The 20,162-nt window shown below is 58.5% G+C and carries 12 protein-coding genes; 7 read left to right on the plus strand and 5 right to left on the minus strand.

The features are described from left to right. From KDX37_RS17805 to KDX37_RS17820, 4 genes are read left to right on the plus strand one after another with little or no spacing between them, the layout of a single operon-like run. Positions 1-2,154: a TonB-dependent receptor gene (locus KDX37_RS17805; protein ID WP_231654023.1), complete on the plus strand. Its 2,154-nt coding sequence runs from the start codon at positions 1-3 to the stop codon at positions 2,152-2,154. Further along, complete coding sequence (locus tag KDX37_RS17810) at positions 2,154-2,933, plus strand: ABC transporter ATP-binding protein (RefSeq protein ID WP_231654024.1); 780 nt, start codon at positions 2,154-2,156, stop codon at positions 2,931-2,933. The genes KDX37_RS17805 and KDX37_RS17810 overlap by 1 nt, the downstream gene beginning before the upstream one ends. A gap of 1 nt (position 2,934) precedes the next feature. Then, positions 2,935-3,894 carry an ABC transporter substrate-binding protein gene (locus tag KDX37_RS17815; protein ID WP_231654025.1) on the plus strand — a complete coding sequence of 320 codons (960 nt, stop codon included), beginning with the start codon at positions 2,935-2,937 and terminating at the stop codon, positions 3,892-3,894. Continuing rightward, entirely contained in the window at positions 3,891-4,931 is a 1,041-nt protein-coding gene (locus tag KDX37_RS17820) for a FecCD family ABC transporter permease (protein ID WP_231654026.1), read from the plus strand. The genes KDX37_RS17815 and KDX37_RS17820 overlap by 4 nt, the downstream gene beginning before the upstream one ends. A gap of 24 nt (positions 4,932-4,955) precedes the next feature. Here KDX37_RS17820 and KDX37_RS17825 read toward each other — a convergent pair whose 3' ends face one another. Beyond that, positions 4,956-6,239 carry a lipase family protein gene (locus tag KDX37_RS17825; protein ID WP_406642681.1) on the minus strand — a complete coding sequence of 428 codons (1,284 nt, stop codon included), beginning with the start codon at positions 6,237-6,239 and terminating at the stop codon, positions 4,956-4,958. A gap of 53 nt (positions 6,240-6,292) precedes the next feature. Further along, positions 6,293-9,391: an autotransporter domain-containing protein gene (locus KDX37_RS17830; RefSeq protein ID WP_406642633.1), complete on the minus strand. Its 3,099-nt coding sequence runs from the start codon at positions 9,389-9,391 to the stop codon at positions 6,293-6,295. A 302-nt stretch (positions 9,392-9,693) separates the two neighbouring features. On the opposite strand from KDX37_RS17830, the gene KDX37_RS17835 reads away from it, so the two are divergent. Then, the gene (locus tag KDX37_RS17835; RefSeq protein ID WP_231654028.1) at positions 9,694-11,880 is read left to right on the plus strand and encodes a response regulator; all 2,187 of its coding nucleotides are present in this window, start codon (positions 9,694-9,696) and stop codon (positions 11,878-11,880) included. Positions 11,881-11,958: 78 nt separating this feature from the next. Here the strand turns inward: KDX37_RS17835 and KDX37_RS17840 are convergent, their stop codons facing one another. Further along, a complete protein-coding gene (locus KDX37_RS17840; protein ID WP_231654029.1) occupies positions 11,959-12,159 on the minus strand; it encodes a hypothetical protein in 201 nt (66 codons plus the stop codon). Between the two features lie 454 nt (positions 12,160-12,613). On the opposite strand from KDX37_RS17840, the gene KDX37_RS17845 reads away from it, so the two are divergent. Continuing rightward, a complete protein-coding gene (locus KDX37_RS17845; RefSeq protein WP_231654030.1) occupies positions 12,614-16,423 on the plus strand; it encodes a CheR family methyltransferase in 3,810 nt (1,269 codons plus the stop codon). Between the two features lie 42 nt (positions 16,424-16,465). Here the strand turns inward: KDX37_RS17845 and KDX37_RS17850 are convergent, their stop codons facing one another. After that, a complete protein-coding gene (locus KDX37_RS17850) occupies positions 16,466-16,954 on the minus strand; it encodes a DUF2269 family protein (protein WP_231654031.1) in 489 nt (162 codons plus the stop codon). 2 nt (positions 16,955-16,956) lie between these two features. After that, positions 16,957-18,084 (minus strand): saccharopine dehydrogenase family protein, encoded by a 1,128-nt coding sequence (locus KDX37_RS17855; protein ID WP_231654032.1) that lies wholly within the window; start codon positions 18,082-18,084, stop codon positions 16,957-16,959. A 388-nt stretch (positions 18,085-18,472) separates the two neighbouring features. Between KDX37_RS17855 and KDX37_RS17860 the strand changes: the two genes are divergently transcribed. Continuing rightward, on the plus strand, positions 18,473-19,231 hold the full coding sequence (locus KDX37_RS17860) for a COG4705 family protein (protein ID WP_231654033.1): 759 nt from the start codon (positions 18,473-18,475) through the stop codon (positions 19,229-19,231). Positions 19,232-20,162 lie beyond the last annotated feature (931 nt).

Here is a 20,162-nt window from a genome sequence, read left to right on the forward strand (position 1 = left end):
ATGAACAACCCTGATTTCCGGTTCCACTGTGTGCTCACGACCCTGTGCCTGTTGGCCGCTGGCAACGCAGCCAACGCATGCGCCACCGAGCAGGTCGAACTGGCTGCCTCCAGCGTCACCGCCAAAGCACCTTCACAAGAGCAGACCCCGGACACGCTTGACGCGTTAACCGCCGCCGGGTCCCGCTTGCCATTGACGGCTTTGCAGACCCCCGCCAGCACCAGTGTGCTCAGCGGCAGCGAGGTCAGGCATCGCGGCGATGCCAACGTGCAGCAGGCAGTAGCCCGCAGCCCCGGCATCACGGCTATCGGTACACCGGGAGACGGCGGCACGGCTTTGTCTGCACGGGGTTTCACCGGTCAGGGATCGGTCATGCAGCTGTATGACGGCACGCGCATGTACAGCGCCATGGGTACGGTCACGATGCCGGTGGATACGTGGGCAATTGAACGCATCGACGTGTTGCGCGGCCCGGCTTCTGTCCTGTACGGCGAAGGGGCAACCGGCGCGGTGATCAACGTGATCCCCAAAAAGCCTTTCGATGGCGAGATCGAGAACCACCTGCGCCTTGGCTACGGCTCTTTCGACAGCCAGCAGACCGCGCTGGACAGCGGCGGCTCGTTATCCGATACGCTGAGCTACCGCCTGAATCTCAACCAGTTGCGCAGCAACGGCTGGGTAGACCGCGGCGATTCGGACAGCACGTTTTTCAGCGGCGCATTGCGCTGGGAGGCGAGCGACAACCTGACGTTTACCCTGGCCCATGACGGCGGCACGCAGCGCCCGATGAACTACTTCGGCGTGCCGCTGATCAACGGCCGTTACCACGAAGGGTTGCGGGACAAAAACTACAACATTCAGAACGACAAGCAGCAGTACGATGATCAGTGGACCCGGCTGACTACCGACTGGCAGATATCCGATCAGGTGGCGGCCAGCAACGAGCTGTACTACCTCAAGTCGCGTCGACGCTGGCAAAATGCTGAAAACTACAACTGGGACGTAGCCACGCAACAGCTGTCACGCAGCGGCTACTTCGGCATCAAGCACAATCAGGAACAAGTGGGCGATCGCCAGACATTCACCTTCAAGCACACCCTGGCCGGGCTGGAAAGCCAAAGTGTGGTCGGCATCGACGTCAATCGCATTCGCTTCAAACTGACCAACAACTCACCGTTCGACGACGTCAACCCGGCGGGCGATCCGATTGATCTGGCAAACCCCTCGCGTGCAGACTTTCAAAGCGCGTCGCCCTACTCGGCGCTGTTCAAGAGCACGGCGCAACAGCTGTCGGTGTTCGGCGAAAACCGCACTGTGCTGACCGATCGACTCTCGCTCATCACGGGGGCGCGTCGGGACTACGTGAACATCGAGCGCAACGCCCTGCGTGACGACACCCGCACAGAGAAAGACCTGATCGGGGATAACTGGAAAGTCGGCCTGGTGTACGCCCTCACGCCGAGCAGTTCGGCCTACGCACAATACTCGACCAGCACGGACGGCGTGGGCAGCCTCGTCTCGCTCAACCCCAGCCAGCAGCAATTCGACTTGTCCACTGCCAGGCAGTCCGAAGTGGGTTTCAAACAGGCACTGTGGGATGAGCGTGTGGAATGGACGCTGGCCGCCTACCACATCGTCAAGAAAAAGCTGCTGACCACAGACGCCAGCAACCCTGACCTCACCCAGCAAGTCGGGCAGCAGTCATCCGACGGACTCGAGGCCAGCGTGAAACTGAAGTTGCCTCAGGACTGGACCCTGAACGCCAATGCCGCCGTGGTACGTGCGCAATATGACGAGTTCGATCAAAGCGTTTCGGGCGTCGCCGTTTCACGCGACGGCAACCGTCCGGTCGATGTGCCGAAACGCACCGCCAACGTCTGGCTCGACAAGCAGATCACCCGCGACCTGCTGATCGGCGGCGGGCTGCGTTATGTCGACGCCCGTTACGCAGACATCGCCAATACCCACACGCTGCCAGCCTACACCGTGGCCGACGCCAGCCTGTCGTGGCAAGCGCTGCGCAACACCACGCTGGGGTTGCAGTTACGCAACCTGTTTGATCGCCAGTACGCCGCCAGCCAATACAACGAAGGCCAGCAATGGATTCTCGGCGAACCACGCTCGCTGTACCTGACGGCTGATTTGAGCTTCTGATGCTGACACTCCACGGCCTGGCGTGGCGCCCGGAACAGACAGCGGTCTGCCGCCACGAACACTTTGCGCTGAACGACATCGACCTGCAGATTGCTGCAGGTGAGTTCGTGGGCCTGATCGGTCCCAACGGCAGCGGCAAGACCAGCCTGTTGCGCTGTGCTTTTCGCTACAGCCGTCCGCACGGCGGCAACGTAGCCGTCAACGGTCACGACATCTGGACCCGCAGCCCACGCTGGTGCGCGCGGCACGTGGCGGTGGTCGCGCAGGAGTTTCCCGAAGCGTTCGGCCTGACCCTGCAGGAGGTCACGGCCATGGGCCGCGCGCCTCATCAACGGTTCTTTGCCGCCGACAGCGCTCATGACCGCGCGCTGGTTGAGCAGGCATTGAAAGACGTGGGCCTGGCCGGTTACGAGCAACATCGCTTCGACACGCTGTCCGGCGGAGAAAAACAGCGGGGGCTGCTGGCGCGGGCTCTGGTGCAGCAGCCCCGCCTGATGGTGCTCGACGAGCCCACCAATCACCTCGACCCGCGCCATCAGCTCGAACTGCTGGGCCTGGTAAAACAGCTCGGCGTAGCAACACTCGCCAGCATTCATGACCTGAATCTGGCGGCGGCATTTTGTGATCGTCTCTGCGTGATTCATCATGGCAGGCTTGTCGCCCAGGGCACGCCGTGGGAGGTGCTGACCCCAGACATGTTGCACAACGTATTCGGCGCCAAGGCGCTGATCGATCGTCACCCTTTGCGCAATTATCCGCGTATCACCTGGATCCCCTGACATGAAATCCTTGTTCACCCGACTGGCGTGTGCGGCATTGCTGGCCAGCCCATTGGCTCAGGCAGACGCCACTGTTTATCCGGTTACCGTGAAAAGCTGTGACCGCGCTGTAACGTTCGACGCCGCCCCCAGGCGCGCTGTCAGTAACGATGTGAACCTCACGCAGATGATGGTTGCGCTGGGGCTGCAGCCCAACATGGTCGGTTACAGCGGCGTGACCGGCTGGAACAAGCCAACCCCCGACCTGTTGCACAAGCTCGGCAATCTGCCAGAGCTGGCCAGCAAATACCCGTCACTGGAAACGCTGCTCAACGCCAATGCGGATTTCTATTTTGCAGGCTGGAATTACGGCATGCGGGTCGGTGGCGATGTCACGCCGCAGAGCCTGGCGCCGCTTGGCATCAAGGCCTACGAGTTGACAGAGTCCTGCGCGCAGATCATGTCGCGCAATGAAGCGACACTTGAGGATGTCTATAACGACTTGCTCAATCTGGGGCGGATCTTCGACGTTCAGGACCGGGCGCAGGCGCTGGTCGCGCAGATGCAGAGCCGGGTAAAAGCAGTCCAGACGCAAGTGGCAGGCAAACCCGTGCCCAGGGTCTTTCTGTACGACAGTGGCGAAGACCGGCCCATGACGGCTGGGCGTCTGGCCATACCGCAAGCGCTGATCAGCGCGGCCGGCGGGCGCAACGTCATGGATAACGTCTCGGCCAGCTGGACCCACGTCAATTGGGAATCGGTGGTGGCCAGCAACCCCGAGGTCATCGTGATCGTCGATTATGGCGACGTCAGTGCGACCCAGAAACAGTACTTTCTGGAACACGACCCGGCGCTGCAATCCATCGACGCCATCCGCAACCGGCGCTACGTGGTGCTGCCGTATGTTGCCGTCACGCCCGGGCTGGATAACGTCACCGCCATCGAAACCCTGGCTGCCACCTTCCACGGAGCCGCGCGGTGACCCTGACGCAATGGGTGACTGAGCGACCCAGCCGATACACCGGTCTGCTGGCGGTGCTGATGGTGACGCTGGTGATGTCCTGTGTGGTGTGCACCACGTTTGGCGCGGCCCCGGTGCCGTTGCGTCAGGTCGCCGGCATTCTGATGTCCCGACTGTTCGACGTGGCGCCCTCGTCCCTTCAGTGGACCGCAGGGCAGGAAACCATTGTCTGGCTGATCCGCACACCTCGCGTATTGCTCGGCGCGCTGGTGGGCGCGGGTCTGGCGCTGATCGGCACCGTGCTGCAGGCCGTGACACGCAACCCGCTGGCAGACCCGCACCTGCTCGGCGCCACATCCGGCGCAACACTGGGCGCCGTGATCGTGGTCATGCATGTCGGTGAGGTGCTGGGCATGCTGACTCTGCCATTAGCGGCCTTTACCGGCGCGCTGACCAGCCTGTGTCTGGTGCTCTGGTTGTCCAGCCGTCAGGGTCGCCTGGAAAGCCATCGCCTGTTGCTCGGTGGTGTCGCGGTGTCATTCGTGATGATGGCCATCGCCAACCTGATGCTGTTTCTCGGTGACCACCGGGCCAGCTCTTCAGTGATTTTCTGGATGCTCGGCGGCCTGGGCCTGGCTCGCTGGGAACTGCTGCTGGTGCCGCTGTTCACGGTGCTGGCGGGATGGATGTTTTTGCAAGGGCTCGGTCGATCCCTGAACGCGCTGATGGTAGGCGATCAGACGGCCGCAAGCCTTGGCTTGCAGGTTCGCAATGTACGCCTGCTGGTATTTCTCATCGCGTCGCTGATGACCGGTGTACTGGTCGCGCTGTGCGGCGCCATCGGCTTTGTCGGCTTGATGGTGCCGCATATCGCCCGCCGCCTGGTGGGCTCGGAGCATCGCCGCCTGCTGCCCGTCGCGGCGCTGCTGGGTGCGCTGCTGATGATCTGGGTCGACGTGATCTCCCGTACGCTGATCGCGCCGGAAGACTTGCCGATAGGCATTGCGACAGCGCTGCTGGGCGGGCTGTTTTTCATCTTCATGATGCGGCGAGGCTGAGCCATCGCCCAAGCGACAATACGATCATGACGCCCGAATGCGCCCGACCTTTGGGATCGGCACCGCCAGGCCGCAGTTGCCCGGTATCGACTCACCGGCAAACGCTTTGCTGACAAATTGTGTCGAGTCGACCAGCGAGCCGTTGACCGTGCCGGAATGATCGAGCTGTGGATAAAAATGCCACTCGATCCGGTCACCGGCCTTGCAGGCATCGTTGACCAGAGCGATCTGGCTCGGCACATAGACGACCTGATCCTGACCGCCCGTGCCAATGAACATCGGGATGTCCGTCTTCAGCGTCGGATAGGCCGATACCCGGTTGACGTTATCCAGCGCTGCCTTTGGCGACTGCCTGAAACTGTTGTTGTAGGTCAGGCCATCCTGCAAAACCTTGTGTTCAATGGCGCCCAGGCATTCACGCTGGCTGGTTTCGAACGCGGCCATGGCCGGTGCATCCAGATACTGCGCCGGGACGAACGACGGATCGAGCAGCGTTGCGGTGCTTAGCCGCAGCAGGTTGTAGGCAAGAGTCGGAAGCACCAGATCGCGGGCCTTGGCCAGCTCGGCATTATCGGCGTGCTCACGGACCACCGCATACGGTGTACCGGTGGCAACTACCCCGACAATGTTCAGCTCGGGCGCATAGGTTTTCCCGTACACCGCCGTGGCAAACGCTGCCCGCCCACCTTGCGACTGACCGAATACGACCACCCAGGATGGCAGGTCAAAATGGGCGCCCGATACCGCACGTATACTGTCGAGCACTCCGTAGGCCAGCGGGCTGGTCAGTCCGTAAGGGTGCAAGCCCGGCGTGCCGAGGCCCTGATAGTCAGTGGCGACAATCGCGTAACCCTGCCCGAGCCAGTAATTGAGGTAGCGCGTGTCGCGTTCACTGCGACCGGCAAACGACGGCGCACAGACATCGGCGCTGCCGACCGTGCCGTGAGCCCAGGCCATCAACGGCCAGCCACCTTGTGGTGGTTTTCCCTTGGGGATGAACAACGCACCGGACACGACCACCGAACGGGTGCTGTCCAGCCCGTCGGTCGAGGTGTACAGAATGCGAATGTTCTGCCCGGCTTCGTCGAGACTCTGCCGAGCGGTCAGCGGCTCGCTGCTCAGCATCTTCCCGGGCGCTGACGGCACTGCGCCGGTCCACGTATAGAACGCCGGAACGCCGCCTTCACCTGGCAAACTTGCAGCCTGGGGCGGCGCAATCGGCTTGCCACTACAGCCTGCAAGCAGCGCCAGCAGTACGCCGGACAGAACGCCCGGCAAGCGAAACGAACAGGGTCTGGACGAGCGCATCATTTGATCTCCGCAGGGCGGCGAATGCAGATTCGTCTTCGACCCTGAGCCGATTAGAACACCAATGTCACCCGCGCGTTAAGCGCCTGGTCGGACGTGTCGCTGCCCATCTGACCGTTATAACTGACACCCACGCTGAGGGTTTCGCTGAGACCCAGATCGACGCCCGCGCCCACTACTGCCGCGTTACGCGCTATCGGTGCGCCCGACAACTCAAAGGTATCGCCGCCCCTGAACGCAGCGCGGCTTTCCGGCGTCACATCACCATATGCACGACGCCAGCCCAGCGTAGCGTTGGGTTTGACGTCTACACTGCCCACGCTCAAATGCGTGGCAGCGCGCACGCCCAGGGTGCTGAACGTGACGTGGTTGTCCTGAGACTTGTTCTCGAGGCTGATCGCATTGCTGCTCTCATCGAAACCCTCGGTGTCCAGCCTGACATGGGCCAGATTCGCGAAAGGTTCGAGTTGCGCATTGCCCAGTTCGATCGCGTACCCCAGTTCGCCAAACACCTGATTGGTCGCGGCCTGATAATCATGCTTGAGACGTTCGGATGAGCCTGGCAAGTCCAGCGTGCGCTTGGCTGTCAGCTCATGCCAGGTGCGCACTGCGCCGAGTCGCAGGCCCAACGCGCCCCACTTCGCCCCGCCATAGACACCCAGATGGTAGTTGTCGCTGTCTGTCGAGCCGGATGCCTGCCGCAGATCGAAGCTGCTGTTGCTGAACCCGGCCAACGCACCCACTCGCCAGGTATCGTCGAGCGGCACATCCGCCCCGATCAGCAGACCGCTGGTGTGGCTCTTTAGGCCGGACACATCACCGGTGCTGTCGGTCTTGCCGGTGGCGCCCAATGCCTGAGTCCACACCACGCCGCGGGACGCATCTCCGGCCAGGGTCTGCGTCGCGCTGCCCGAGGCCTGCGCTGACTGCGATTGCTGCATGCGGTCGGCCATGGCATTGCGCACCAGACGGCTGTCCTCGATCAGCGCCGACTGCGTTGACGCGTGCAGCTCGTTGGACAGCGCCTTGAACGTGGCTTGTGCCGTGGACGCATCCGCCTGTACCACTTGCCTCCAGAGCGCGTTGCCTGCACCCGCACTGTCCAGCCCTTGAGCAACCGCGCGCGCATTGTCGCTGGTTGCCAGACCGGCAAACGCCTGCGCATTGCGATCCAGCGTCAGCCCGACATCCGTGGCGGTGTAATTGAGGGTGGGTGCAAGAAAGGCAAAGTTCGACTGCACCGTACCAAATGCACCGCTGACACCGCCCGCAGCCGAAAGGATCGAGTAGCGGCTGGCGGCCGTCCAGTTACCGGTCTGGACCAGCGAAAGCGTACTGTTGTTAACCGTTGCACGCCCGCTCGCCACAATACGGTCGGCGTTGCCGGTGGCGTCCGATTCCACCTGATACGTCGCACCCTGGGCGAGGTTGACGTTGCCATTGACGTTCAATTGCCCCACTGAGTTGCCCGGCGCAACCACGCCACCCTGCGCAACATTGATCCCGCCAACCGTACCGTTGCCACCCAGCGTCGCGCCCTGCTGCACGTTGACGACAGAGTTGGCGAGCCGCCCGTTGACGGCCAGACGTCCGGCCTGCACGGTGGTCGGTCCGGACAGGCTGTTGTCACCCGTCAGGTTCAGCGAACCGGCACCGCGTTTGATCAGTGAACCGTTGCCACTGATTGCGTTGGCCAGTGTGTTATCCGTCGATTGATCTACAACCAGCGTGGCGTTATCGGTGATCGCGCCGCTGCCGAAGGCTTTGGCGTGACCCGTCAGAGTGCCGCCATTGATCACGGTGCCGCCTGCATAGCTGTTGTTACCCGTCAGCATCAGATTACCGCTGCCGTTCTTGATCAGCCCGCCGCTGCCGCTGATGTCGTTGCGCCAGGCATCGACCGCGTTATAGCCGCCCTGGCTGGCGTCCATGTTGACCGTAACGGTCGAATTGAACGCTGCATAACCGTCGCCCGCGGCGTAAAGGTTCAAGCGGCCGTAACCACCGGACTGATCAATAACCGCGTAGCCCGACGAGATCTCGGTAGTCGCCAGAATGTCGCGACGCTGGATGGCATCCAGATACGGGAAGCGAGTCTCAAGCAACACCTCGGCATTGACCGGCACGACCGGTGCCAGATTGGTCGGGCCAACCGGGTCGAACCCATAGGTCATGCGCGAGGTGTACAGCGCCTTGTCCTGTGCGTGCTGAGAATTGCGATCGGTGGCCGGGTCGATGCTCGCCATGCAGTTGTTGATGTCGCCACCGCACTGCGCGGTGAAATACGTCAGCGCCTGCGCTCGGGCGTCAGCGCGCAGCTGTGCGTTGGCCGGATTGGACAGGTTGTCGATCGCGAAATACGTGGCGGTGATACGCCCGCCCATGACATCGAACGGCGAATGCATGCCGGCTTCAATCCGGTTGTCACCAATGTCGGAGGCGCGCAGCATCAGTTCGCTGTAACGCTCGGGAATGGCATAAGCCAATGCGATAGACGACAGGTACGCCGCGTTGGTGTGCCCACTCGGGAAACCGGCATCGCTGGCGGGCGTAGTGCTCTTGGCGGGGCGCAGCGAAGGCTGCACGACAAACTCAAGGCTCTGCCCGTCCAGCGTCTGACGCCATGGCCGCGGATACTGATAGTGCGACTTGGCCGGTGTCGTGGAGGCGTCATTGCGTACCGCGCCCACCAGATCGACGACCTTGCCGAGCGCCGACGACGAACTGCCTGCGCCGTTACCTTTGTCGTCGTACTTGATGGTCTTGTTGCTGTCGTCAAACTGGGTAATGGTCGTGAACGCGCCCGACCCCGCTTTATACGCATTGCTCAACGAACCCAGTCCGCTGATGGCGCTGTAGCTCTGATCACGGCGGTCGTCGAAATAGGCCGCCGTTTCCCGAGCGAGCGTTCGCGAATTGGCGCGGTCCAGTACCAACTGCAAGTTACGCTTGAGCAGGCTCTGCCCAAGAGCAGTCGGCGTGCCCGTGTCCCAGGTCGCCCCTGTCGTCCAGAGCGTACCAAACCCGGAAAGCAGATCGACACCGTTGATGCGGTCATCCCCTGAACGACCCGCCGCCTGCACGGATACCGCCAGCACTGAAAGTATCAATGACGACACCATTGCGCTGGCAGCTGTTTTATTGCACGACATAGAACGCCCTTCGCTTCATTCAGATAAAGCGCTGAAGCTAACAAGCCGTGTTTACAACTGGATGTATCTGTCATGACACATTTGTGGGACGTAATCGGCGTATCTGAATGGCGCACTGCCACAATCGCTGAACCAATGGTTTACCCTTCCGGTCTGCACTAGAGACGGCAGGCTCGTCTATAGTTAGTTGGAAGGTAACCACGCAGTGGCTCTGTTGCAGCGACAAACGACTCAGATAAATGACAGGAGTACACATGAGCTTTTTATCCTGAATCGACCATGCCGCTCCAGAGAGGAATTAAATGCAGCCGTCTGAGAAAGAACTCGCGCTGATTCGACAGCGCAGAACTCTTGCGGAGTTTGGCGAGCTGGCGCTGATCAGTCCCGACCTGGATACCGTGCTCGACTCGGCCTGTATTGGAGTGGGCGATGCGCTGGGTACGCATCTGGCGAAGTTCATGCAGCTCGATCAGGAAAAAGGTCAGTTACTGTTGCGCAACGGCGTGGGCTGGACGCCGGGCCTGGTCGGGCAGCACAGGGTCGAGCTGAAACAGGGCACGCCCGAATGGCATACGCTCAGCGTGAACCACCCTGTTATTTCGTCCAGTACATCGCTGGAAACGCGTTTCCGCCTTCATCCGTTTCAAATTGAAAATCGCGTCAACGCGTTTGTGAACGTTATCGTCTATTCCCCCAGCAGCCATGCGCCGCTTGGCATCTTTGAGGTCGACAGCCGCGACCCGCGCGCCTTCAGCGAAACCGACGTCGACTTCCTGCGCAGCTACGCGAGCCTGATCGCCGGCTGCTTCGAGCGCTTCAGAATCACTGACGCGCTCAAAGAGACTGAAACCAAGTTGCGCGAGAGCGAACGCCAATACCGCATGGCCGTGGAGTTGCATCCGCAGATCCCATGGAAAGCTGACCCCAAGGGGACCATTACGTTTCTGGATCATCGCTGGGAGGCGTTTTCAGGTCTGCTGCACGAGCAGACCATGGGTCAGGGCTGGAGAGCATCGACGCACCCCGATGATATGCCGGTCATCATTGAACAGTGGAGCAAGGCCGTTGCCAGCCTGAAACCCTTCGACGCTCAGGTGCGATTACGCAAGACCAGCGGCACTTACGACTGGTATCAGGTGCGCGCCTACCCTGATCTGGACGATGCCGGCCTGTGCAAGCAATGGTATGGCACGGTTGAAGACATCAGCGAGCGCATTCGCCTGGAGACTGCGCTTCGTGAATGGAACGACAATCTGGAAGAGCGTATTTCGCAGCGCACGCGCGAGCTGCAGGACGAACAGCGTGAGCGTGAAGCTGCAGAGACCAAGCTGCGCCAGAGCCAGAAAATGGAAGCCGTAGGGCAGCTCACCGGCGGCATCGCTCATGACTTCAATAACCTTCTGGGCGGTATTTCCGCAAGCCTTGAACTGATGCAACTTCGGATCGACGCGGGTCGTATCGCGGAGGTCAGCAAGTATCAGACGCTGGCACTGACCTCGGTCAAACGTGCGGCGGCGCTGACCGCCCGCCTGCTGGCGTTCTCCAGGCTTCAGCCACTTGATCCCAAAGTGGTCGACCCGAACGAGGTCATTGCCGGGCTCGAAGACATGATCGGCCGCACGATGGGCCCGACCATTGACGTCAAATGCAGCCTCACTCACAGCGGCAACATCAATTGCGACCTGAACCAGCTGGAAAATGCCTTGCTCAATCTGGCGATCAACGCTCGCGATGCCATGCCGTCCGGGGGATGCCTGACGATTCAGACCCGACGCCTTGAAGTGGATGAGAGAACCGCAGACGACAAAGACCTCAAGCCCGGGCCTTACAGCCTGATATCGGTCACCGATGACGGATCGGGCATGGACGAAGAGGTTCTTCGACGCGCCTTCGATCCGTTCTTCACCACCAAAAAAATCGGCCAGGGCACCGGGCTCGGTCTTTCGATGATTTACGGCTTCGCTCAGCAATCCGGCGGCCAGATCCGGATCCACAGCACAGTCGGCATCGGCACCACCGTGACGCTGTACTTCCCGATCGATGAACGAGGTATCGAGCGGGCGCTTGGTACAGGCATTGACGCGCTTCCCGACGCCAATGGTAATGGCGAGGTAATACTTGTCGTGGACGACGAATCCGGCGTCAGAGAGATCGCAGTAGAGCTTCTTTCAGAACGCGGCTATACGGTGTTCGAAGCCATCGACAGCACCTCTGCCTTTAGTCAGAGCAAGAAGCTGGACACGCTCGACTTGCTGATTACCGATATTGGTTTGCCGGGTGCCATGAACGGTCTTGAACTCGCCAGACAAATGAAAGCAGAGCGCGGCGACCTGAAAATTCTGTTTATCACCGGCTACGCCAAGGCAGAAGGTATTTCGGAAGGCATGCAGCTCGGCAAGGTGCTTTCAAAGCCTTTCAGCCTCACCGAACTCGCTCACAGTGTCAGCACCGCGCTGACGATACCGAACAGCGCAGACATGCTTGATTAGACGACACGCACAATAAAGCGAACCCACACCTGACGTGCAGCCAGACACGTTTCACCTGGAGCAGTCCCTGCGGGTTCGTCACTTGAAGCTCACCGCAGGCACACACGGTTGATTGATGATTCTGCGAAAGCTTTTGAATGCCTTGTGCTGACGTTCACAGGCGTCCTTCCAGTCAGCCCCGAAGGCCTTGCCCGCCCGAACCAGCTCCAGAACGTCGCGATTGGCAGCCATCAACTCGGTTTTTATGACCACGACTTCAAGATCGTATGAGATCGGCATCCTGGGTCCCTCCCGGAAAAATTCGAGTAGTGAACATGAAATATAAACGTCGGCTGTTCCAGTACCATTCGTCTATTCACGCTGTCGCATAACTAATAATTTAGCCAATCAGCATGTACGAATATTGTACAGGCGTGCGCTTTTTGTACACCCGGCTGTCACTCATACAGCCTCACTTGTTTATATCATTGATAATATTAAATTCATTTTTCCCTTTATTTTCCCACCGCAACTAAGTCGCACATCGCCATCATTCAAGCTGTTTCAAACTTTTGAAATAGCGATGACACAATTTGATTGGTGTTCATGTACACAGGATCTAAACTAGGGACCTCTGGCGAGCATGAGCGGATACCTCGATGAGGTGCATCACCCGAAGCCATCGTTTTCCGCCGACATTGCAACCCTTCGCATTAGCCCCTAAACCTGGACAGGGCGCTTGAGGAATTTTTTGATGGCTGATACACCGCAACGCTCGCCTAATGTTCCTCAAAACCAGGATTTGCTCCCCAGCAATCTTCCCTTTCCAGTCGTCGGTATTGGCGCCTCCGCGGGCGGCATGCAGGCGGTCCAGCGTTTTTTCGAAAACATGCCCGCCAACTGTGGCATGGCATTCGTCATCATTTTTCACCTGTCACCCAACCATCGAAGCAGCGCTGACAAACTGGTAAAGCTGGCCACTAAAATGCCGGTCATTCAGGTCAAGACGCCCATCCCCATCGAAAAAAACCACGTCTATGTAATCTCCCCTGCCCAGTACCTCTCGATGAACGACGGGTACCTGCGCGTCCGGCAACAGCCACCAAGACGCGGTGGACATGCCACCATCGACCTGTTTTTTCGTGACCTCGCCGATGTGCATAAAGAGCGCGCCTTCTGCCTGATTCTGTCGGGTACCGGTTCTGACGGCGCCGTGGGTCTTTCGAGAATCAAGGAACAGGGCGGGATCACCATGGCGCAATTGCCGGGTGATGCGGAGTACGACGGCATGCCCAAGGCTGCAATCGATACCCGAATGGTCGACTTCGTGATGCCGGTGGTAGAGATGCCACAAAAGATTCTGGAGGTGTGGCGTAACTCGCAGCACATTCACCTTCCCACCGCAGGTGATCCGGAAATTCACACCATCGAGCCCACCACCCGCAAATCAGCGGAAGAGGCTGAGCAACTGGTACGCGATATCCTCGTGAAGTTGCGAGCAGGCACCGGTCACGACTTCCGGCACTACAAGCGTGCCACTGTCTTGCGCCGTATCGAGCGACGCATGCAAGTCACCGCGCAATCCACGCTCGCGGGCTACTACGACTACCTGTCAAATCATCCTCAGGAAACCAAAGCCCTGCTGGACGACATGCTGATCGGCGTAACCAATTTTTTCCGCGACCGTGAAGCGTTCGACTCACTGGAGCGGGACGTCGTCCCTCAGCTGTTTACGGCGCAGCCAAAGGCGACGACGCAGGACGCTCCGGAGATCCGGATCTGGTCGGCGGGCACTTCGACCGGTGAAGAAGCCTATTCATTGGCAATGCTGTTCAATGATTACAAGGGCGCCATCTGTTCGGACACCAATGTCCAGATTTTCGCCAGTGACATTGATGAGCGTGCAATCGTGGTAGGCCGTGCCGGCGCTTATCCACAGGCAATTGTTACCGACGTGCCCGCCATGCGTCTGCGCCAGTATTTCGTCAAGGAAGACCAGCGTTACCGGATCCGCAAGGAGATCCGTGAAAGCGTGCTGTTTGCCAAACACAGCCTGCTGTCGGACCCGCCGTTTTCGCAGATGGACCTCATCGTCTGTCGCAATCTGTTGATCTATCTGGACCGCGAGATACAGCGCGAAATTCTGCAGATGTTTCACTTCGCCCTCAGACCCGGCGGCTATTTGTTTCTGGGCAACTCCGAGTCGGTCGACCTGTGTGAAGAGCTGTTCAGTACCATCGACAAGAAAAACCGGATCTTTCGGGCCAAGGCAGGCTCGACCATTTCACAGCGTTCATTGACGCTGCAACGCGGCAGCTTTACAGAAGCCGTGACCATCCCGCGTATGCCTTCGGCACAGTTGCCCAGAAAATCAGCAACTGCAGACATCCACCAGCGGGTGCTTGAACAATTCGCACCACCGAGCATCATCATTAACAACGATGCCGAAATCCTGCACATCAGCGCAGGCGCCGGGATTTATCTGCACCACATGGCGGGCGAAGTCACGCGCAACCTCATGTCGCTGGTGGCACCCGACCTTAGGCTTGAACTGCGCAGCGCACTTTTCCAGGCCCAGCAGACTCAACAATCGGTCAAGGCTCGCCCAGTTTCGGTCGTCCGGGATGACCGCTACCTCCTGATCTACGTCGCGGCCCATCCATTCAGCGACAGCCAGGCAGAAATCGACGGCGTTCTGATTGTCTTCAGCGAAGAAGAAATCGACGCCGAGGTGGTGCATGCCAACGCGGTTTCCCAATCAGAAAACCAGATGCTGGCCAACCTTGAGCGTGAACTGCAGCGCACCAAGCTTCAGCTCCAGGACACCATCGAGCAATCGGAAATATCCGACGAAGAACTCAAGGCCTCCAACGAGGAAATGCAGGCCATCAACGAGGAACTGCGCTCCGCCACTGAAGAGTTGGAAACCAGCAAAGAAGAGCTGCAGTCGATCAACGAAGAACTGCTGACCGTCAATCACGAGCTCAAGCTGAAAATAGAGGAAACGGATCAGATCAATGACTACCTCAGCAACCTGATTTCCTCGACTGACATCGCCACTGTCTTCGTCGACCGAAGCCTGCGCATCAAGTGGTTCACGCCTCGGGCAACCGGCATCTTCAACATGCTGAGCGTGGACACCGGGCGACCGCTGATGGATATCACGCACCGTCTTGATTACGACGCGATGATCGATGACGCCATGACCGTGTTCGAGACGCTTCACGTCATTGAGCGTGAAATCCCGAGTGACGACGACCATTGGTACATCGCACGATTGCTGCCCTACCGTTCCAGCTCCGATCAGATTGACGGCATCGTGCTGACCTTTATCGATATCACCAAGCGTCGCGCCGTCGAGGAAGAGCTCCGCCTCGGCGAAGAGCGCATGCGTATAGCCGCTCAAGGCGGTACATCGGACGACGAAACATCAGGCGAGTTGGCCGGCACGCACATCAGCGAGCAACTGAAAGACGAATTCTTCGCGGTCATGGCCCATGAACTGAAGCATCCGTTGAACCTTATTCAGCTCAATGCTCACGTACTGCGGCGGTTGCCACGTGTTCGCGAAATTCCGGCGGCGGCGAAAGCAGTCACGGTGATTCATGACGCCGTCACCAGTCAGGCACGCATCATTGATGACCTGATGGACGTCGCGCGCATCAAGACCGGCAAGCTTCAACTGCACCGCAGCGTCATTAACCTGACCAACGTACTGGAGGATATCTACCGGCTCATCCAGGAAAGCGAACACAACCTGAAAGTGGTTCTCGAAATTGCCGAGGACGGCGAGCGGGATATCTTCGTTCACGCTGACCTGACGCGCCTTGAGCAGATCATCTGGAACCTGTTGAACAACGCCATCAAGTTCACGCCTGCTGGCGGTATTATCTGTATCAAGGCCCGACGTGAAAACGATCAGGCGCAGCTTCAGATACAAGACACCGGCCCCGGTATAAGCGCTGAACAGTTGCAGCGTATTTTCGAAATGTTTGGCCAGGCCAATCACCGACCTGTGGGGCAACAGCCCAGCGGGCTGGGAGTCGGGCTTTCCCTGGTCAAGCAATTGGTCGAAAGCCACGGCGGCAACATCAGCGTGTACTCGGAGGGTTTGAACAAAGGCTCGACCTTCACCATGTCCCTGCCATTGCACGCGGCGCCCGATGCCGATGCGCAGCAGGACGACGAAGAGGCACAAGAGCGGCTGTCGGGCTTGTCGATCCTGCTGGTCGACGACGTCCCCGAGATCCTCGAAACCATGGCGCTGCTGTTGGAAATGGAAGGCGCGCGCGTCGTTACCTTCTCAGACCCGCTGGAGGCACTCGAGTCCGCTGCGGACACAACGTTCGACGTGGTGCTCTCGGACATTGGAATGCCACAGATGAATGGCTACCAGTGGATACAGGCCCTGCGAGAACTGCCGCAATACGCCAAGACCCCCTGCATCGCGCTCACCGGCTACGGCGCAGACAACGCCACACCCGGCTTCAACGCGCACGTCACCAAACCCGTGGCCTACGAAGAGCTGGTCGGGCTGATCGAAAGCCTGGGCGAGGCAGATTGAAATTGGCCAGCGCACTGGGTCGTGCTTCAAGACCCAGGCGCCTTAGCTCATCTCGAACACCTGCCAGGGCGTCATCTTGGTGACCATCATCATCACAATCAAAAACATCCCCAGAAAACCAGACACGCCCAGCCAGAACCATATCCTGTAGACACGATGGTAATGCGGCTCAAGGCGGTCATTGTTCTGCGCCGCACTCGACGCCATCTGCCACAAACGCTTCTGCAGCACCAGCACCGGTAACCAGAGCGAACCCACGCACAGAAAGATGACCAGCGATGTCAGCAGCCATTCGGTAGTAAGGGGAAACCCGGCAAGCCTGACCAGCCAGTACCCGCTGATTATCTGGATAAAGCCGGCCGGCGTAGTGATCCAGGTATCAAACTGCATGACGTTTCGGGCAACGTGGGCGATCACCTGCGGATTGCCCGAACGACTGGCGGCGATCAGGTAAAGGTAAGAACCCATGCCAAACCCGAACAGAAAGACAGCGGCGATGACATGCAGGTATTTGAGGAAAAGATAAAGCATGTTCAGCACTGCTCGTCAGAGAAGCGTGCGGACAGGCTCAGCTTTTTCGGCTCATTGATGGCGGCCATGTACTCATCTACGGTAATTTCGCCAACACACGGGCGAGCGCCAGGTGCTGGCAAATAACCCGACGCCATTTTGTTTGTCAGCGCGACGGCGGCGCAACTGGGGATTTCCGGACCTTTTTCCTCAGTCGCCGTCAGTTGAACGGCCAGGGACAGCGCTTTACCGTCGGCACCCACACCCTGTACATCGATATACATTGCGCTTTGACCATCGCCGAAACGCTCAAACCGCGTGCCCAGCCGATGCAGTCTGGCGGCCCACACGCTGTGGTCGCGCACCCAGCCCGCTCTCATGGCCTGGGCCAGCAGGTAGTTGGCGACACCACCGAGCTTCAGCCCGGCGCCAGCCTTGAAAACCAATGTCTTTGCGCCGTAACGGCTGGCGAAGATATCCATGTCCGGCACATCAACGTTGGCCAGCAGACGAGTGCCCAGGTGCGGCATTTTGCGCAGCGTCAGATCCTGCCAACCCAGAACTTCATGCACCTGGCCATTTTTCAATTGCCTGATCGGTTTGCCAGCGTAGGCAAGCACACCCTCAACAGTGGACAGTCCCGGCATTTTGGCCGATGAGGAAATGCCATGTTCGATGGAGTCGATACGCGTGAAGCGATGCCGGTAGTGGTCAATAATGGCCGAAGAAAGCGTCGGCACTGAGCTGCAGCCACTCAGAATCGCCACACCCGCCTGCTTCGCCTGCGCATCGAGCACATGAATGCCATTGACGAAGGTTCGGCAGTCGGACAAGTCGCAGTAGTTCACACCAGCGTTGATGCAGCTTTCTGCAACAGCATAGGACTGACCTTGAAACGGACCGGCCGTATGCACAACGAGCTGGACATCCATCGTCCGCACAACCGCTGCAAACTCGGCGCTCATGGCATCGCCACACCAACTCTGGCAGAGCACACCGGAGTCGCGTTGCAACGCTTCGACCGTGCGCAGCAACTTCTCCGCGCTACGCCCCGTTACAACCAGCTCAACACCCGGCGCTCCTGCCAAGTGCCTGCAAACGATGCTACCGAAGTTTCCGTAGCCACCCACCACCATCACCCTGATAGCCATTTAACGCTTCCGTGAAAGATTCTGGTCGGGATGATACGCGTGTGTTCGCGCTTTGATCGCTTCTTCACGAGCGGCTGCGTAATGGGTAAAAACCACAGTAAGCCCAAAACATTTTTACGACTGACGCCCCATGGACATCAATCTGCAGACCGAACCCATGCTGGGAAACTGGCGCTCGCCGTGAGCCGTGTCCGTATCGAGGCAAGCATAAGTATTTCTTTCCAGAGTAAACGAGCAGTCTCGTCCAAGTGGTTGTCCGGTTTCATGGGGCCACTAACCTTTTTTTCATCTTTATCGCACAAATATCAAACGTGCCTACCGTAATCATAAGCCTCAGCAGGCCCCTACTTTCAGCCTGCACCATCAGTGAGTCTTCCAGGGTTTAGACATGAATAAACTGCCCCAAATCACACTCGCGTTTTGGATAATGAAAATTTGCGCTACTACCCTTGGTGAAACGGCTGGCGACTTGCTGTCCATGACACTGGATGTCGGTTACGCCATAAGCTCATTAATTCTTATAAGCGTTTTTGTCGTCACTCTGTTCACGCAGCTTGCGAGTAAGCGCTACCACCCTGCCCTTTACTGGATCGTCATCCTGTCTACCAGCACGGCGGGGACGACTATTTCCGACTTCATGGATCGTACGCTGGGCCTTGGTTACGCAACGGGTTCGGCGATTTTGATCGCAGTGCTGTTGGCCATTTTTTCAGTGTGGTACTGGAGCGAAAAATCATTGTCGGTCAACCGTATCAGCTCGCTCAAAGGGGAGCTTTTCTACTGGTTTGCCATTCTGTTTTCCAACACGCTTGGTACGGCCCTTGGCGACTTCCTCGCTGATGATTCAGGGCTGGGCTTTATGGGCGGAGCGCTCCTGGTGGGCAGTGCAATCGCTATCGTTGCACTCCTGCATTACACAACAAGACTCTCTTCGGTTGCTTTGTTCTGGATCGCTTTTGTATTGACACGTCCCTTTGGTGCGACGCTCGGCGATGTGCTGACCAAGCCATACTCAAAAGGAGGTCTGGACTTTGGAACGGTCGGCTCTTCAGCGGTATTGCTGGGTATCCTTCTCGTCATGATCGTGGCTGCGACCCTCTATAACCGCAAAAAATCTCTTGCCTATGATCCATTGCCTGGCAGCTGACTGATAAGGCTGCCGCAAGCTCGTCAGCCACTGACTGCGTCGGTTTATCAGACCCAATAACAAAGCATGAGCGCAAAGAGCTGAGTACGTGGATACCTCAGCAGGTAGCACTTATCGCTACCTGAATGGCCAGCACCGTGCTTCGACCAGAAAACCGTTCTGGCGTCCAATACACGCACCTGATCTATCAGTGTCAGTGACGCCAAGAGAGACAGAACTCGAATATTGCGGGTGAGTTCAGCCTTACTTCGGTAAGGCGGGTCAGTTTTAGCCGGTGGCTTTACATAAATGCCACTTTCGAAAAAACCACGCCTGGCTCACAAAATTTTCATCGGCTTTGGCCAATTCTGTGACGGCCGGCATAAAGCCATCCTCTGAAGGGCCACAACAGAGTCTTTGACTGCTGTGTTAGCCCTATTCATATACTCTCATTTTAATCATCTAAACTTTCTGCCCTTTGCCGCCTTAGAGCAAGCAAGAGCTTGCAAGGCGAATCCTAAGGGTCGCGCAGGAGCCGGAATGATGATCTACCCGGCACCTGCGACAGCTTTAACTCTTTTGCGACAGTTTTAATCCTCTAAAACCATCCGCGTTTGAAATCTGAGAATTAAAGCTGTCGCAACCAAGCACCATTTTTCGGGACCTACAGCCATGAGGTGATAAAACGCAAAACTGTCGCAAGCGCCAAAATCCGCACGGCAAGAGCAAGCTCTTGCGAATTAAATCTGTCGCCGCCAGCTGTGACGTAACCGTCCGGCGAAGTCACCTACCCGATCCCTGCAATAAGGACGATGTTCTCCACTTAAAAAATATGTGGACACCATCGCCCTTATCATCGGGATTGCCATGCGCCAGAGAACTTCTTACCCCAAGCCCTTTAAAGCTCAGATCGTCCAGGAATGCCTGCAACCTGGCATGTCGATGGCCAGCG

Origin of the sequence: Pseudomonas californiensis, from assembly GCF_021147775.1 — a bacterium.
Taxonomy (GTDB): Bacteria; Pseudomonadota; Gammaproteobacteria; order Pseudomonadales; family Pseudomonadaceae; genus Aquipseudomonas; species Aquipseudomonas californiensis.

Coding starts and splice junctions, on each gene's coding strand:
- KDX37_RS17805 (WP_231654023.1), top strand. CDS start 1: ATGAACAACCCTGATTTCCGGTTCCACTGTGTGCTCACGACCCTGTGC.
- KDX37_RS17810 (WP_231654024.1), top strand. CDS start 2,154: ATGCTGACACTCCACGGCCTGGCGTGGCGCCCGGAACAGACAGCGGTC.
- KDX37_RS17815 (WP_231654025.1), top strand. CDS start 2,935: ATGAAATCCTTGTTCACCCGACTGGCGTGTGCGGCATTGCTGGCCAGC.
- KDX37_RS17825 (WP_406642681.1), bottom strand. CDS start 6,239: ATGCGCTCGTCCAGACCCTGTTCGTTTCGCTTGCCGGGCGTTCTGTCC.
- KDX37_RS17830 (WP_406642633.1), bottom strand. CDS start 9,391: ATGTCGTGCAATAAAACAGCTGCCAGCGCAATGGTGTCGTCATTGATA.
- KDX37_RS17835 (WP_231654028.1), top strand. CDS start 9,694: ATGCAGCCGTCTGAGAAAGAACTCGCGCTGATTCGACAGCGCAGAACT.
- KDX37_RS17840 (WP_231654029.1), bottom strand. CDS start 12,159: ATGCCGATCTCATACGATCTTGAAGTCGTGGTCATAAAAACCGAGTTG.
- KDX37_RS17845 (WP_231654030.1), top strand. CDS start 12,614: ATGGCTGATACACCGCAACGCTCGCCTAATGTTCCTCAAAACCAGGAT.
- KDX37_RS17850 (WP_231654031.1), bottom strand. CDS start 16,954: ATGCTTTATCTTTTCCTCAAATACCTGCATGTCATCGCCGCTGTCTTT.
- KDX37_RS17855 (WP_231654032.1), bottom strand. CDS start 18,084: ATGGCTATCAGGGTGATGGTGGTGGGTGGCTACGGAAACTTCGGTAGC.
- KDX37_RS17860 (WP_231654033.1), top strand. CDS start 18,473: ATGAATAAACTGCCCCAAATCACACTCGCGTTTTGGATAATGAAAATT.